At 72.8% G+C, this 14,748-nt stretch carries 14 protein-coding genes; 6 read left to right on the forward strand and 8 right to left on the reverse strand.

From position 1 onward, the window contains the following. Positions 1-42 precede the first annotated feature (42 nt). The 5 genes from STROP_RS12845 to STROP_RS12865 are packed head-to-tail and all read left to right on the forward strand — an operon-like array spanning position 43 to position 5,659. The gene (locus STROP_RS12845) at positions 43-1,143 is read left to right on the forward strand and encodes a FecCD family ABC transporter permease (protein WP_012013778.1); all 1,101 of its coding nucleotides are present in this window, start codon (positions 43-45) and stop codon (positions 1,141-1,143) included. Further along, positions 1,140-2,168 (forward strand): FecCD family ABC transporter permease, encoded by a 1,029-nt coding sequence (locus STROP_RS12850; protein ID WP_012013779.1) that lies wholly within the window; start codon positions 1,140-1,142, stop codon positions 2,166-2,168. The genes STROP_RS12845 and STROP_RS12850 overlap by 4 nt, the downstream gene beginning before the upstream one ends. A gap of 29 nt (positions 2,169-2,197) precedes the next feature. Continuing rightward, positions 2,198-3,007, forward strand: a complete 810-nt coding sequence (locus tag STROP_RS12855; RefSeq protein WP_012013780.1) for an ABC transporter ATP-binding protein — start codon at positions 2,198-2,200, stop codon at positions 3,005-3,007. Further along, positions 3,004-5,112 carry a penicillin acylase family protein gene (locus STROP_RS12860; RefSeq protein ID WP_012013781.1) on the forward strand — a complete coding sequence of 703 codons (2,109 nt, stop codon included), beginning with the start codon at positions 3,004-3,006 and terminating at the stop codon, positions 5,110-5,112. Before STROP_RS12855 ends, STROP_RS12860 begins: the two co-directional genes overlap by 4 nt. Beyond that, entirely contained in the window at positions 5,105-5,659 is a 555-nt protein-coding gene (locus STROP_RS12865; protein ID WP_012013782.1) for a GNAT family N-acetyltransferase, read from the forward strand. Before STROP_RS12860 ends, STROP_RS12865 begins: the two co-directional genes overlap by 8 nt. A 122-nt stretch (positions 5,660-5,781) precedes the next feature. Here the strand turns inward: STROP_RS12865 and STROP_RS12870 are convergent, their stop codons facing one another. Genes STROP_RS12870 through STROP_RS12900 form a run of 7 tightly spaced genes read right to left on the reverse strand, consistent with a single transcriptional unit; the run spans position 5,782 to position 11,377 of the window. After that, entirely contained in the window at positions 5,782-6,471 is a 690-nt protein-coding gene (locus STROP_RS12870) for a RibD family protein (protein ID WP_012013783.1), read from the reverse strand. After that, positions 6,464-7,108 carry a GTP cyclohydrolase II gene (locus tag STROP_RS12875; RefSeq protein ID WP_012013784.1) on the reverse strand — a complete coding sequence of 215 codons (645 nt, stop codon included), beginning with the start codon at positions 7,106-7,108 and terminating at the stop codon, positions 6,464-6,466. The genes STROP_RS12870 and STROP_RS12875 overlap by 8 nt, the downstream gene beginning before the upstream one ends. 11 nt (positions 7,109-7,119) lie before the next feature. Continuing rightward, complete coding sequence (locus tag STROP_RS12880; protein WP_012013785.1) at positions 7,120-8,058, reverse strand: lysylphosphatidylglycerol synthase transmembrane domain-containing protein; 939 nt, start codon at positions 8,056-8,058, stop codon at positions 7,120-7,122. A gap of 59 nt (positions 8,059-8,117) precedes the next feature. Beyond that, a complete protein-coding gene (locus STROP_RS12885) occupies positions 8,118-8,966 on the reverse strand; it encodes a methyltransferase domain-containing protein (protein WP_012013786.1) in 849 nt (282 codons plus the stop codon). Then, positions 8,963-9,997, reverse strand: coding sequence for a glycosyltransferase family 4 protein (locus STROP_RS12890; RefSeq protein WP_012013787.1), 1,035 nt, complete (start codon positions 9,995-9,997; stop codon positions 8,963-8,965). Before STROP_RS12890 ends, STROP_RS12885 begins: the two co-directional genes overlap by 4 nt. After that, on the reverse strand, positions 9,994-10,392 hold the full coding sequence (locus STROP_RS12895) for a 6-pyruvoyl trahydropterin synthase family protein (protein WP_012013788.1): 399 nt from the start codon (positions 10,390-10,392) through the stop codon (positions 9,994-9,996). Before STROP_RS12895 ends, STROP_RS12890 begins: the two co-directional genes overlap by 4 nt. Before the next feature lie 4 nt (positions 10,393-10,396). Continuing rightward, positions 10,397-11,377 (reverse strand): zinc-dependent alcohol dehydrogenase, encoded by a 981-nt coding sequence (locus STROP_RS12900; protein WP_012013789.1) that lies wholly within the window; start codon positions 11,375-11,377, stop codon positions 10,397-10,399. 87 nt (positions 11,378-11,464) lie between these two features. Here STROP_RS12900 and STROP_RS12905 point away from each other — a divergent pair, with 87 nt between their 5' ends. Further along, a complete protein-coding gene (locus STROP_RS12905) occupies positions 11,465-13,855 on the forward strand; it encodes a CDP-alcohol phosphatidyltransferase family protein (protein WP_018832469.1) in 2,391 nt (796 codons plus the stop codon). Here STROP_RS12905 and STROP_RS12910 read toward each other — a convergent pair. Then, positions 13,815-14,714, reverse strand: coding sequence for a siderophore-interacting protein (locus tag STROP_RS12910; RefSeq protein WP_026274861.1), 900 nt, complete (start codon positions 14,712-14,714; stop codon positions 13,815-13,817). The genes STROP_RS12905 and STROP_RS12910 overlap by 41 nt on opposite strands. Positions 14,715-14,748 lie beyond the last annotated feature (34 nt).

Here is a 14,748-nt window from a genome sequence, read left to right on the forward strand (position 1 = left end):
CGGGCGACCATGGACAGCGGGGTTAGGCTAACCTAACCTAAGATGCTGTCAAGTCCAGCCCCGGCGTTTCGCACCAACTCGGAGTTCACCCTGTCCGTCACTCATTCACCGCCGTCCGCTGCACAAACGGTTTCGGCGCACCCCATCCGACGCGGTCGCACCGCCACCCGCGCCAGTGGCCTCGCCGCCGCCCTGCTCCTACTCGCCGTCGTCGCGGTGCTCAGCATCGCCGTCGGAGCGAAGGCCCTCCCCCTCGCCGACGTCTGGCCCGGACTACTCGACCCCGACGCGGACGAGTACACCGTGGTCCACCAGATGCGACTGCCCCGCACACTGCTCGGCCTACTCGCCGGCGCTGCCCTCGGGGTGGCCGGGGCGGTCATGCAGGCGCTCACCCGCAACCCGCTCGCCGACCCCGGGCTCCTCGGCATCAACGCCGGCGCCTCCGCGGCGGTAGCCACCGGCACTGCCCTCGTCGGTGTCGCGGGACTGGACGGACAGGTCTGGTTCGCGCTGATCGGCGCCGCCGCCGTCACCGCCGCCGGCTACGTCGTGGGCGGCGGGCGCGGCGCCACCCCGGCGCGGCTGGCCCTCGCCGGCGCCGCGATCAACGCCACTCTCTACTCGTATGTGAGCGCGATCATGCTGCTCGACACCGCCTCGCTGGAACGCTTGCGGTTCTGGACCGTGGGATCGCTGGCCAGCGCCGAACTGGCCATCGTCGGCACGGTGGCGCCGTTCATCGCGGCAGGGCTGCTGCTCGCCCTCGCCGTGGCCCGCCCACTGAACGCCCTCGCCCTCGGCGACGACACCGCACGAGCGCTCGGGGCGCGGCCGGCGCTGATCCGGGCGGCGGTCATCACCGCGGTCACCCTGCTCTGTGGCGCCGCCACCGCCGCCTGCGGACCGATCGTCTTCGTCGGGCTGCTGGTCCCGCACCTGGTACGCGCGCTGACCGGGCCGGACCTGCGGTGGCTGCTGCCCTACTGCGCCGTGCTCGCACCGGTGCTCCTGCTCGGCGCCGACGTGCTCGGCCGGATCCTCAGCCGCCCCGGCGAACTCCAGGTCGGCATGGTCACCGCCGTGCTGGGTGGGCCGCTCTTCCTCTGGCTGGTACTACGCGGACGGGTGGGGCAGCCATGATCGTCGTACGTACCCCGGGCGGCGTCTCGCTGCGCCTGCGCCCCCGCGCCCTCGCCGTCGGCCTGACCTGCGGGCTCCTCACCCTGGCCGTGGGAGTGCTGGCACTGGGTAGCGGCGACTACCCGATGAGCGCCGCCGACGTGCTCCGTACCCTGGCTGGCGGCGGTAGCCCAGCCGAGGAGTTCATCGTCCACGAGCTACGGCTACCCCGCCTCGCCACCGCCATCGCGGTCGGCGCCGCACTCGCTCTGGCCGGTGCCGTCTTCCAGACCCTGGTCCGCAACCCCCTCGGCAGTCCCGACCTGCTCGGCTTCACCCAGGGCGCGGCGACCGGTGCGCTGGTGGTGGTCGTCATCGGCGGCACCAGCACGATGCTCTCCGGCGCCGCCGCCGTCAGTGGATTCGCCACCGGCCTCCTGGTCTACGTGATCGCCTGGCGACGCGGGGTGCACGGCTACCGGCTCGTGCTGGCCGGCATCGGGGTCGCCGCGATCCTCACCGGCATCAACGGGTGGCTGCTCACCCGTGCCCCGCTGATGGACGCCGCCCGGGCCGTACTCTGGCTCACCGGCAGCCTCGACGGCCGGGGCTGGATACACGCCCTACCGGTCCTGGTCGCCCTCGCCCTGCTCGGGCCGGCGGTGCTGGCCGGTGCCGGGCCCGCGCTGCGGCTGATGGAGATGGGCGATGACTCTGCCAGCGCCCTCGGTGTGCCGGTCGAGCGGCTGCGGCTGGCCCTGCTCGGTGCGGCCGTGCTGTTGGTCTCCCTCGCCTCGGCGGCTGCCGGCCCGGTCAACTTCGTGGCGCTCACCGCGCCGCACCTGGCCCGACGGCTCACCCGCGCGCCCGGGCCCAACCTGCTGCCCTCGGCACTGCTCGGGGCGCTACTACTGGTCGTTGCCGACCAGATCGCCCAGCGCGCCGTTCCCGGCCACCAGCTGCCGGTGGGCGTGGTGACCGGCCTGATCGGTGGCGGATACCTGATCTGGCTACTGGCAGCCGAGCGTCGGGCAGGCCGACTGTGACAACGACGGAGAAGAACGGAGCACCGAAGATGCGGTCCCGGCTACGCGGTAGCGCGATGACCCTGGCGTACGAACGGCGGACCATCTCCCGCGAGCTGACCGTTGACGTTCCGGACCAGTCGTTCACCGTCGTCATTGGCCCGAACGCGTGCGGCAAGTCCACCCTGCTGCGCGCCCTGTCCCGACTACTGCGGCCGACCACCGGTGCGGTCCTGCTGGACGGTGCCGACATCCACCAGCGTCCCGCCCGGGAGATCGCGAAGACCCTTGGCCTGCTGCCCCAGTCGTCGGTCGCCCCGGACGGCATCGGGGTGGCCGAACTCGTTTCCCGGGGTCGATACCCACACCAGGGGCTGCTGCGGCAGTGGTCCCGCGAGGACGAGGCGGTGGTCGCCGAGTCGATGGCGGCCACCGGTGTCGCCGACCTCGCCGACCGCCCGGTAGCCGAACTCTCCGGTGGGCAACGACAACGGGTCTGGCTCGCCATGGCCCTCGCCCAGCAGACCCCCCTGCTGCTGCTCGACGAACCCACCACGTATCTGGACATCGCCCACCAGATCGAGATCCTCGACCTCTGCGCCCGGCTACACGAGGAGGAGGGCCGCACGCTGGTCGCCGTACTCCACGACCTGAACCAGGCCGCCCGCTACGCGACCCACCTGATCGCGATGCGCGACGGGCAGGTGGTGGCCACCGGCCCACCCCAGACGGTGGTTACCGCCGCGCTCGTCGAGGAGGTCTTCGGCCTGCCCTGCCGGGTCATCGACGACCCGGAGACCGGCACCCCGCTGGTGGTGCCGGCCTCCCGGCGCCGAACCCCGATCGGAGTCACGGCGTGAGAGTCTTCCGGGACCAGTGGGGTGTCCCGCACCTGCGGGCCGCCGACCCCGACGAACTGGCATTCGCCCAGGGCCGGGTCACCGCGTACGACCGGGCCTGGCAGGTCGAGGTGGAGCGGCACCGATCGCTCGGGACGAGCGCCGCGTTCCTCGGCCCCGAGGCGGTGCCGTGGGACCAGTTCACCCGACAGGCCCGCCTCGCTGACACCGCCCGGAGCTGCCACGCCCGCCTCGACCCGACGACCGCCTCCTGGGTGGGCCGGTACGTGGACGGAATCAACGCCGGTCTGGCCGCGGGGGCGGCCCGCGACCCGCGCTTCACCACCGCCGGGATCGACGCCGGTCGGTGGGAGCCGTGGACCCCGCTGGCGATCTGGCTGGCCCACCACGTCCTCTTCGCCGGCTTCCCCAGCAAGCTCTGGCGCGAGCACGTCGCCCGGCGGCTCGGCCCGGACGCCGTCGCACTCTTCTACGCCGACGCGCCGGTCAGCTCCGGCAGTAACGGCTGGCTGCTGGCCGGTGGACGTACCGCCACCGGTGCCGCCCTGCTCGCCGGCGACCCACACCGATACATCGAGGATCCGGGCATCTACCAGCAGATCCGCCTCGCCTGCCCGGCGTACGACGTGGTCGGCCTGGCGGTACCGGGAGTGCCCGGCATCGCCCACTTCGGGCACACCGGCGAGGTCGCCTGGGCGATCACCAACGCGATGGCCGACTACCAGGACCTGTACGCCGAGCGACTCCGTCGACGAGACAGCGGCGTGGAGGCGTACGGGCCGGACGGCTGGCAGCCGACGCGCACGCACTCCGAGACGATCACGGTGGCCGGCGGCGAGCCGGTCGAGGTGGAGGTGGTGGAGACCGACCGGGGGCCGGTGGTGGTCGGCGGCCCGAAGTCGGCCGAGGCGATCAGCCTCCGCTACCCACCCCGGGTCACCGGGGAGCTGGGCTTCGCCGCGCTGCCGGCGCTGCTGCGGGCACGCACCGTCGCCGACGTTGACGCTGCGGTGGAGCACTGGGTGGAGCCGGTCAACGTGGTGCTCGCCGCCGACACCACCGGTGGGCTGCTGCACCGGGTGGCCGGTGCGGTACCGGTCCGCGCCCCGGCCAACGGCGTGCGGGTCGTGCCGGCCTGGGAGCCCCGGTACGCCTGGTCTGGCTGGCGCTCGATGCCGCGGGCTACCGTCACCGATGTCGCCGTGATGGCCAACGAACGCGCTGTCTCCGCTGCGCTGGGCGTCGAGTTCGCACCTCCGCACCGGGCCCGGCGCATCCGCGAGCTACTCGACGCCACCGCTGGTTGGACGGCGGAGCGAATGGCCGACGTGCACACCGACACGTACGCGGCCGCCGCGCGGCCGCTGCTCACCCTCCTGGCCCGGCTGGACGACCTGCCGACGCCGGCCGCCGCGCTGCGGGACCGGCTGCTGCGCTGGGATCGGCGGATGGCCGCCGACAGCGCCGACGCGGGCGCCTTCGCCGCCGTCCGCGCCGCCCTGGTCCGGCGGATCACCGCGCACCCGGCGCTGGCGGCGCTCGCTGACCCACCGGCGTACCCGGAGGTCTTCGCGCCCTGGTTGGCACTGGCCCCGCGGGTGGGGACGGCGCTGGGCGCGCTACTCGCTCCCGACGCGCTACCCGGACTGGACGCGCCGGCCCTGGTCCGGGCCGCGCTGCTCGAGGTCGCGGGCAGCGACCTCGACCCTGCCATCGGGCGCGAGGCGGCCCGGTGGGGCGCCCGCCACCGGCTCGCGCCCTGGCAGGCGGTGCCGGTCAACCGGGGCGCGGGCACCGTGGTCGCGGACAACCCGGTGCCAGGCTCCCCGGGAGTGGATGCCGGACCGGAGCTGGGCGGGGACCACGACTGTGTGCTCGCCACCTCCAGCGTGCCCGGGGTGACCGACCTGTGCCGACGCGGGCCGGCCGCACGGTACGCCTGGGACCTCGCCCGACGCGAGAACAGCCGCTGGGTGGTGCCACTCGGCGCGGATGGCGTGCCCGGCTCGGCGCACGACGACGACCAGCTGATGGTTTGGCAACGCGGGGAGCTACTACCGATAATCACCGACTGGGACACGTTGACTGAGGAGCGGAATGGGTGACCAGGTGGTTTTCGGGCGGGTAATTGCGGACTTCGGTGAGGTACGGCTACGGCCGGTGGATCCGGAGGGCGACCTGGACGTCATCCACGGCTGGGTCAGCCAGGAGCGGGCTCGGTTCTGGGGCATGCGCGACGCCGGTCGGAATCGGGTGGCGGAGATCTACCGCTACCTGGACTCACTCCCCACTCACCATGCCTGGCTGGCGCTACGCGACGGGGCTCCGGCGGCCTTGTTCCAGACGTACCAAGCGGACGCCGATCCAGTCGGCGAGGTGTACCCGGTCCTGCCCGGCGACCACGGCATTCACTTTCTGATCGGCCCGCCGGCCCGCCCCGAGCCGGGCTTCACCGGCCACCTTTTCGAGCTCCTGGTCGACTTCGTCTTCGCCGACCCCACCCACCACCGGATCGTCGCCGAGCCCGACGCCCGCAACGAGCGGGCACAGGCTCGACTGCGCCGTACCGGCTTCGTCGACGGGCCGCTGGTCGACCTGCCGGACAAGCGGGCTCGACTGATGTTCCTGGACCGCGTCGCCGCGGGCCGCTGACTGGTCGCCGTCAGCGGAAGGGTCGAGCCTCGGCGTAAGGCCCGCACCACGCCATCGTCCCGCCCGCGGCCGGCTGCGGCGGGACATCGCGGCGTGGGAACACTCTCACCAAAGGGCTGCCGTCAGCCAGGACAACGGTCGGAGAGCGCGTACCGGACCAGCGCGACATCGCCGATCTGACGCACCTCAACGATCTGGGCCCGGTGACCGGCGTGCCACGGGAAGGAGCCGTCGCGCACGAAGCGGGGTGCCCGGCCGTCCCCGACGAAGAACGGGGCAACCACCAGATGCAGCTCGTCGGCGAGCCCGCTGGCGAGGAACTGGGTGTGCATGCTCGCACCCCCCTCCACCAGTAGTCGGCCGATCCCCCGCGCGGCCAGGTCGGCGAGCACCGCCGCCAGGTCGACCGGCTCCCCGGAGTGAACCACGGTGGCGATATCGCCGAGGCGCTCCCGGACCTTCTCCACCCCCGAGGTGGCACAGTAGATCAACCGCGCGGTCGCACCGGTGGTGAACACCCGAGCCCCTGGGTCGAGGTCGCCGCAGCCGGTGACGGTCACCCGGGTGGGCGAGGCAGCCAGGCCACGGGCAACCCGCTCGGCGCGCCGCGCCGCGGACCGCACCAACAGCCGCGGATCGTCTCGCCGGACGGTGCCCGCACCGACCAGAATCGCGTCGCAGCCAGCCCGCACCTCGTCGATCCGGTCCAGATCGGCGTCGTTGGAGAGCAGCAGCCGCTGACCGGTCGCGTCGTCGATGTAGCCGTCCAACGATGTGGCGCAGCTGAGCAGGACGTACGGGCGCTCAGTCATGTACGAAGGGCAGGTCGAGGGTGTGCGCGCCGTGAGTCGCCTTGATCGCCAGATAGTCGGCGTTGGCCGGGGAGAGGAAGACCCCGGTGGTCACCCGTTCGCTGATGGCGATGCCGTGTCGGTTCAGCTGTGCGGACTTGTCCGGGTTGTTGCTGAGCAGTGCGACCCGGTCCACACCGAGGGCGGTGAGCATCTGCGCGGCGACGGTGTAGTCCCGCTCGTCCGCCTGGTGGCCGAGGGCGATGTTCGCCTCGTACGTGTCCAACCCGGTGTCCTGCAACGCGTACGCCGCCAACTTCGCGTACAGGCCGATACCCCGGCCCTCCTGGCGTAGATAGAGCAGGTAGCCGCCACGGTCGGCGATCCGTTCGACCGACTCACGCAGCTGCGGGCCGCAGTCGCAGCGCTGGCTGCCGAACACATCCCCGGTGAGGCACTCACTGTGTGGCCGTACCAGCGGTACCGACCGCTCCGCCGGCACAACCGCCGGTTCAGCCCGGTCACCGAGCCCGAAGGCCAGGTGTTCCCGACCGTCCACCAGGCCAGCGAAGGAGTAGACCCGGGCTGTGGTGGCGTACCCGTCGGGAAATCGTAACGGAACGATGACCTCGGTGCGGATCGTGGCAGTAGGATGCATCGGACTCCTCGTCAGAGGGTGCCAGCCGGCACGCGGACACGACAGGCCGCCAGGACGGCGGCACCGGGAAGACTGGCGACGAGCACCAGAGCTCCATAGACGATGGCGGTGGAGACGCCCTCAGCGGCGGAGAGGCCGGCTGCGCCGAAAGCCCATGCGGCCACGCCCTCACGGGGCCCGAAGCCAGCGATGTTCGCCGGGACAGCCATGGCGAGCAGGGCCAGTAGGGTCAACGGCAACAGCAGCGACAGGGGCGCCGTCGAACCGGCGGTTCGGGCGGCTAGCACAAAGGTCGCCAGGTGTCCCGCCACGGCCAGGGTCGAGGCGAGCAGCACCCCGATCCAGGTGCGGCGGGCCAGGAGGCCAGCGCGGATGTCGGCGACGGCGACGCGGACCCCCCGCGCCCATCGGGACTGACCGGCGGGGCGCATCCGCGCCAGGAGCGCCGCACCGAGACCGACCCCGGCCAGCGTAAGGGTCACCACCGGCAGATACGGCCGGACCGGGGACGGGAACGCGGCCAGCACCACCACCGCGACCACCGCGAGGACCACCTGGCCGGCGGTACGCTCCCAGAGCACGGCCCGGACACTCCGGCCGAGGTCACCCGCGGACCGCCCGTGACGGACCGCCCGGTGCACGTCGCCGAGGATCCCGCCGGGCAGCGTCGCGTTGAGAAAGACCGCCCGGTAACAGTGGACGACGGCGGTGCGCAGCGGCAGCCGGACCCCGAGTCCCCGGGCCACCAGACTCCAGCGCCACGCGCCGCAGACCGTGGTGATCCCGCCGATCGCCAGCGCCGCGGCCAACGCCGGAACAGTGATCAGGCGTAGCCCGTCCAGGAACGGGCCGGTGCCCACCAGCCACAGCAGCAGAGCCAGCAGACCGAGACCGCCCAGCGTCCGGGCCCACGCCCAGAGCCTGCCGCTGGCCGCCGGTATCCGAGACACCTCCTCGCCATCCGAACCTCCCTCCCGATCCTTCCGTGGGTAGGCACGATCCACAACGGTCACGGGTTCACCGTCGGCAGGGCCAGCAGGTCCTGGTGGTCGACCAGCACAGACAACCGGCCGGCCGCGAGGTCCGCCTGGCGGCGACGCACGTACCCGCTCAGCGGACCGGCCAGCAGGGGTTGCTGCTCCCGGGCCGCGTCGATCCATCCGGTGAGCCACTCCCCCAACAGGCCCCCGTCGACGGGACCGAGTCGCCACGGGCTGGACCGCAGCGTGACCGCAGCGCCGTGCCCGGCAAAGGCCGCGGCGGTGACGGCCACCGCGTCCGGACCGAGCAGCCGCCGCCCCCGAACAGTACGGCGCTGGTGGTCGTCGAACGCCGCGGCGACCTCCGCGTCGAGCGGGTCTTCCGGGTCGAGCCGGACGTGGCCGACCACCGAGAGCGTGAAGAGCGCCGGCCTGCCGACGCAGGCAGCCACTACCCGTCCGACCTCCTCGGCGGTGAGCATGTCCAGCAACGCGGAGGCGGTGACCAGGTCGGCGTCGGCCAGCTCGGTGGCGGTGAGCCGGGTCAGGTCACCCCGACGGGTCTCGACACTGACCGGGCTCCCGTCGACAGCAGCCGGTGGCACGTCGGCGGCGGCCCGGGCCAGCAGGCCGGTGTCCCCGTCGTGCAGAACCCAGTGTTGGGGCCCGGGTAGGCGGGGGGCGAGCCAGCGCCCCATCGCGCCGGTACCGCTGCCGAGGTCGTGGACGACCACCGGACGGGTGCCGGTGAGCCGGGCCCGGACCCGGTCGACGAGGTCGACGACGCGGGCGGCGGCGTCGGCCGGTTCGCGCCGGGTGAGCCAGTCCGCGAAGGCCGCCGGCAGGCCCGGCTCGAGGTCGCAGTCACGCTCCGTCATCTCGCTCCTTCCAGCGCCGCCGCGAGCGACATGGTGGTGGTGGTCCAGCAGGTGAGGGTCTCCCGACGTGCGCGCGCGGCGCGGCGCAGCCGGTCCCGCAAGGCCGGGTCGGTGAGCCAGCGACGGAGTGCGCCGGCGAGGGCTGCCGGATCGTCCGGGGGCACCAACAGCCCCGGCACCGTCCCGTCCGGAGCGCGCCCGAGGGTGTCGGGCAACCCACCAGCGGCGGTGGTCAGTACCGGTACGCCCCGCGCCAGCGCCTCCGTCACCACCATCCCGTACGTCTCGACCCGGGAGGCCAGCACCAGCAGGTCGGCGGTGGCGTACCCGGCGGCCAGGGCGGGACCGGTGCGGGGTCCGACGAGGTGCACCCGCCGGGTGAGGCCCTGGTCGTCGATCCGCCGCCGGAGCCGCTCAACAAAGCCTGGGGCCTTGGTGAGCGACCCGAGGCAGTCACAGCGCCAGGCCAGATCCCCGACGATGGCGAGGGCGTCAACCAGGGTGTCGTGTCCCTTGAGCGGGGTGACGGCGGCGACGCAGAGCAGCCGCTCTCCCGCTGCTGAGCCGGGCACAGCGGCTACCCGATCAACCCCGGGCGCCGCGACGCACACCCGCTCGGCGGGCAGCCGGTACCGGTCGAGCAGCCACTGGCGGGTCCAGGTACTGGTCGCCACGATCACCGCCGCGTGCCGCAGGGCCGCCCGTTCCGCCTCGCTGGCCACCGGCAGGTGCACCAGCACCGCCAGACGCAGCCGCCCGGCGTTCGGGGCCAGGATCTCCGGCACCGCGCTGGCAACGAGCCCGTCGAGCAGGACGAGTGACCCGGACGGCAGCGCGTCGAGCACCCGGGCGAGGACGGAACGGTCCGCGCTCGCCGGGTACGGCCAGGCACCGGCAGCCGGGTGCTCGTGGATCGACCAGCCGGCGGCGGCCAGTCCGTCGAGGACCCGTCGGTCGTACCGGTTGCCGCCACTCGGATTGGCCGGATCGTCCACGTCGCCCGGCAGCACCGCGTACAGGGCGCGGATCACAACGACCGTTCGTAGCTGGCCCAGGCGACGTGCGACTCGTGCAGAGTGACGCTGATGCCGGTCAGACCACCGGCGCCCGCGCCCAGCTCCCCCGCATTCACCCGGGCTGCGAGCCGGTCGGCGACGGTGCGGGCCAGTACCTCGGTGGTGGTGTTCACCCCAGCGAACTCCGGTTCGTCGTCCAGGTTTCGGTAAGTCAGCTCGCCGAGGACCGCGCGCAGCTGCGCGGTGGCCCGACCGATGTCGACCACGATCCCGTCAGCGTCCAGGTCGGAGCGGCGGAAGGTTGCGTCGACCACGAACGTCGCCCCGTGCAGTCGCTGGGCGGGACCGAACACCTCGCCCTGAAAACTGTGGGCAATCATCATGTGGTCACGGACGGTAACGCTGAACACGGTGTCACTCTCCGTCGTAGGTGATGAGATGGCAGAGGGCTGGCAGCCGCCCGTCGGCGAGCCGGGGTAGCACGTCGGGCAGGTCCGCGAACCGGGAATCCCCGGTCAGCAGGGCGTCGAAGGCCGGGTCGGCGAGCAGGTCAAGCGCCAGGGCGAGCCGGTCGGTGGTACTCCGCCGATCCCGGCGGGCCGGGGCGACCCGTCCCACCTGGCTGCTGCGCAGAGTGAGCCGGCCAGTGTGGAACTGCGCACCGAGCGGCAGCGCCACCTCACGGTCGCCGTACCAGCTCAGCTCCAACACCGTGCCCTCCGGAGCCACCAGTTCCAGGCAGCGACGAAGGCCGGCCGAGGTCGCACTGGCGTGCACCACCAGGTCACGGCTGGCCGCCGCGTCGGCCGGTGCGGCGAAACCGACGCCGAGGGCCCCGGCGAGCGCGGCCCGGGTCGGGTCCACATCGACGAGCTGCACCCGCACGCCGGGAAACCGGGCCAGCAGGGCCGCGACCGCCGCGCCGACCATCCCGGCACCGAGCACGGTAACCCGGTCGCCGACCAGGGGCGGCACGTCCCAGAGTGCGTTCACCGCGGTCTCCACCGTGCCGGCGAGCACCGCACGGGCCGCCGGCACCGCCTCGGGCACCACCACCACGGCCTCGGCCGGGACGACGTAGGCCGTCTGGTGCGGGTGCAGGCAGAAGACGGTCCGCCCGCGTAGTCCGGCCGGGCCCTGTTCGACCACGCCCACGCTCAGGTAGCCATACTTGACCGGGGCCGGGAAGTCACCGTCCTGGAACGGGGCGCGCATCGCCGAGTACTGGTCGGTCGGGACACCGCCGGTGAACACCAGCGTCTCGGTGCCACGACTGATGCCGGAGTAGCGAGTCCGGATGAGCACCTCGCCGAGGTCCGGAGTGGGCACCGGCACCGAGCGGATCTCGCCCCGGCCGGGCGTGGCCAGCCAGAAGGCACGTGCGGTCCGGCTCACCGGTTGCTCCTCTCCGCGGCCCCAGTGAACCGGGGCGACGCGCCATCCGTAGACCCTGTCAGAGTTGACGATCATAGACGTGGAGGCATGGTGGCCATGGTTCGAAGCGGTCCGCTGATCGGGCTGTCCGTCCAGATTCTCCTGTTAGCCGGGTTGGCCGGGACGGTGGGGCTCGGTGCCGCGGGTTGGTTCGCCGGCCTCGCCTACGCGCTGGTGGTTTCGCTGACGCTCAGTCGAGCCCTGCATCGGGCAGCGAGAGACCTCGGGCCGGCCGACCGGGTAACGCTGGCCCGGGCGGTGCTCGTGGGAGCGGTCGCCGCGCTGGTGGTCGACGGACTCACCGGCCGACCGGCGCCGGTCGGGCTGCTGACCGCCCTCGCCGCGGTGGCGCTGTCGCTGGACGCGGTCGACGGATACGTGGCCCGCCGTACCCGCACCGCGAACGCGCTCGGCGCCCGATTCGACATGGAAATCGACAGCGTCCTGGTGGCCGTGCTCAGCCTGCACGTGGCAACTGCGGTAGGGCCGTGGGTACTCGTCCTCGGCGCGATGCGGTATGCGTACCTCGCCGCCGGCTGGGCGCTGCCCTGGTTGCGGGGGCCGCTGCCGCCGCGCTACTGGCGAAAGGTCGTCGCGGCGGCCCTGGGCGTGGTGTTGCTGGTGGTGACGTCCCGGCTGCTGCCGGACACGGTCGGCGGGCTGGTCGCCCTGGCGGTGCTGGTGCTACAGCTGGAGTCGTTCGGCCGGGACGTGATCTGGCGGTGGCGACACCGAGCCAGCACGCCGCCCGTCCCGCCGGCGACAGCAGCAACGGACGCGGCGGGGCCACCAAGGCGGGCGTGGTGGCGGCAGGGAGCACGGCGGATACCCGCCACCCTGGCGGTGCTGCTGGTACTGGTCGCCCTCGCGGTGCCGCGACAGCCCGGTCTGCTGGTGCCGGCCGCGCTGCTGCGGATCCCGTTGGAGGGCCTCGCGCTGGCCGCTGTCCTGCTCGCCGTGCCGGCACGGGCACGGCGACCGGTGGCCACACTGGCGGGGACGCTACTCGGGCTGCTGATCCTACTCAAGGTCGCCGACCTGGGCTTCGGCACGACGCTCGGCCGCTCATTCGACCTTGTCCTGGACTGGGGCCTGCTCGACGAGACGTTCACCTTCGTCAGCGCTTCGGTCGGCCGGACCGGCGCGATCGCGGCATCCGTCGGCGCCGGCCTGCTGGTGGTGGCGCTGCTGACGGTAACAACCTGGGCGGTCCTGCGGCTGAGTCAGCTGCTGACCGGGCACCCTGACGGCGCTCGGCGGGTGCTCGCGGGCCTGGTGACGCTCTGGCTGGTAGCCGCCGCCACCGGGGTACGGATCGTCCCAGGTCTCCCGGTGGCCGACGCCGCCACGACCGACCTGGTCCGGGCACACGCCGCGCAGGTGCAGGCACGCCTTCAGGACCGCGCGAGCTTCGCCGACCGGGTGAACATCGACCCGTACCGCCTGGTCCCCGACGACCAGTTGCTGACCGCGCTACACGGCAAGGATGTCCTGGTCGCCTTCGTGGAAAGCTACGGGCGGGACGTGGTGCAGGAACCGGAGTTCGGCACCGTCGGGGCGGTGCTCGACGAGGGGCAGCGGCGACTGTCCGCCGCTGGCTTCGGTACCCGTAGCGCCTTCCTCACCTCGCCCACTGCCGGAGGGGGCAGCTGGCTGGCCCACGCGACGCTGCTCTCCGGGCTCTGGATCGACAATGACCAGCGGCATCGGACGCTGTTGGCCAGCGATCGGACGCCCCTCGGCGAGGCGTTCCAGCGGGCCGGCTGGCGGACTGTGGGTGTGATGCCGGCGGTCAACCAGCCCTGGCCGGAGGGGGCCTTCTACGGCTACGAACGGTTCTACGACGAGTACAGCCTCGGCTATCAGGGTCCCCGGTTCAGCTTCGCCCCGATGCCCGACCAGTACACTCTCTCCGCCTTCCAGCAGCGGGAGCTGGCCGGCACCGACCGCCGGCCGGTGATGGCCGAGCTGGCACTGGTCTCCAGTCACTCGCCCTGGACCCACATCCCGAGGCTGGTCGACTGGGACAGCCTCGACGACGGCCGAGTGTTCCACGATGCCAGCGAACGCAGCTCGTCGGCGCAGCCCCGCGTCGGGTACCGCCGCTCGATCGAGTACACCCTCGGCGCTCTCCTCTCCTACGTGCAGCGGTACGGGGACGACGATCTGGTTCTGATCATGGTCGGTGACCACCAGCCGGCACCAGTGATCACCGGGCCGGGCGCCAGCCGAGACGTACCGGTCCACCTCGTCGCCCGCGACCCGGCCGTGTTGGAGCAGATCGCCGGATGGGGCTGGCCGGACGGGCTGCGTCCGGCGCCGGGCGCCCCGGTGTGGCGGATGGACGACTTCCGGGACCGCTTCCTGGCGGCCTTCTCCCCCACCCTCGCTCTACCGGTCAGGCCGGGTCAGGGCGGCCGTGACGCCAGTAGCCCATGAAGGCCACCGCCCGACGATCCAAGCCGCGTTCGGTCACAAGATGACGACGGAGGGTACGGATGACGCCCGCCTCGCCCGCCAGCCAGGCGTACAGCGGGACCGGGAGAACGGAGGTGGGCACCTCCCAGAGGAGTTCCGCGTCCAGGTTGGCCTCTGCGAGCGGCACACCGAACGACGGGCCGGACATCAGCTCCGCCGCCGCGGTCGACACGGCCGGCACGAGTCGGGCGCCGTGGGCGCCCCCGCCTCGGGCCAGCCAGCGCACCGCCACCCCGGGTGGCGCCACCACCGACTGCACGTCGTCGGCCTCCGGCACCTCCAGCAGCACCTGGCCGCGGGCGGTAGCCGGGAGCCGCTCCAGGATGGCGCAGATTGCCGGCACCGCCGTCTCGTCGCCGGCGAGCAGAAGCTTCGCGGCGGCCGGCGGCCGGAACTCGACTCCACCGTGTTCACCGTCGTAACCCGCGTCCGGGCCGACGATCGCGATCCGGTCGCCGGGCTGCACCCGGCGTGCCCAGCGGGTCGCCGGCCCGCCGTCACCGTGCAGGACGAGGTCAACGTCGACCTCGGAGAGCTCGGGGCGCGCGGCGCGGACGGTGTAGGTGCGGATCGGACTACGCTGGCACTCCGGCAGCGCCCGCCAGCGGGCGTACCAGTCCGGACCCTCCGGCAGCCCGGCTCCCTGTTCACCCGGCAGCGGGAATGCCAGCTTGACGCGCTGGTCGTAGCCGTTGTCGGCAAACCGGTCCAGGTCCGGGCCGGTGAAGGTAACCCGCACAAACGACGGGCTGAGCCGACGCACGGCGCGAACCTCGACGGTGAACAGCCGCCACGGCGCGACGGGCAGGGTCTGGGTCATGATGCCTTCCGGGTTCGGGCGCGGGAACTCGTCC

Source organism: Salinispora tropica CNB-440, assembly GCF_000016425.1.
Classification (GTDB): domain Bacteria; phylum Actinomycetota; class Actinomycetes; order Mycobacteriales; family Micromonosporaceae; genus Micromonospora; species Micromonospora tropica.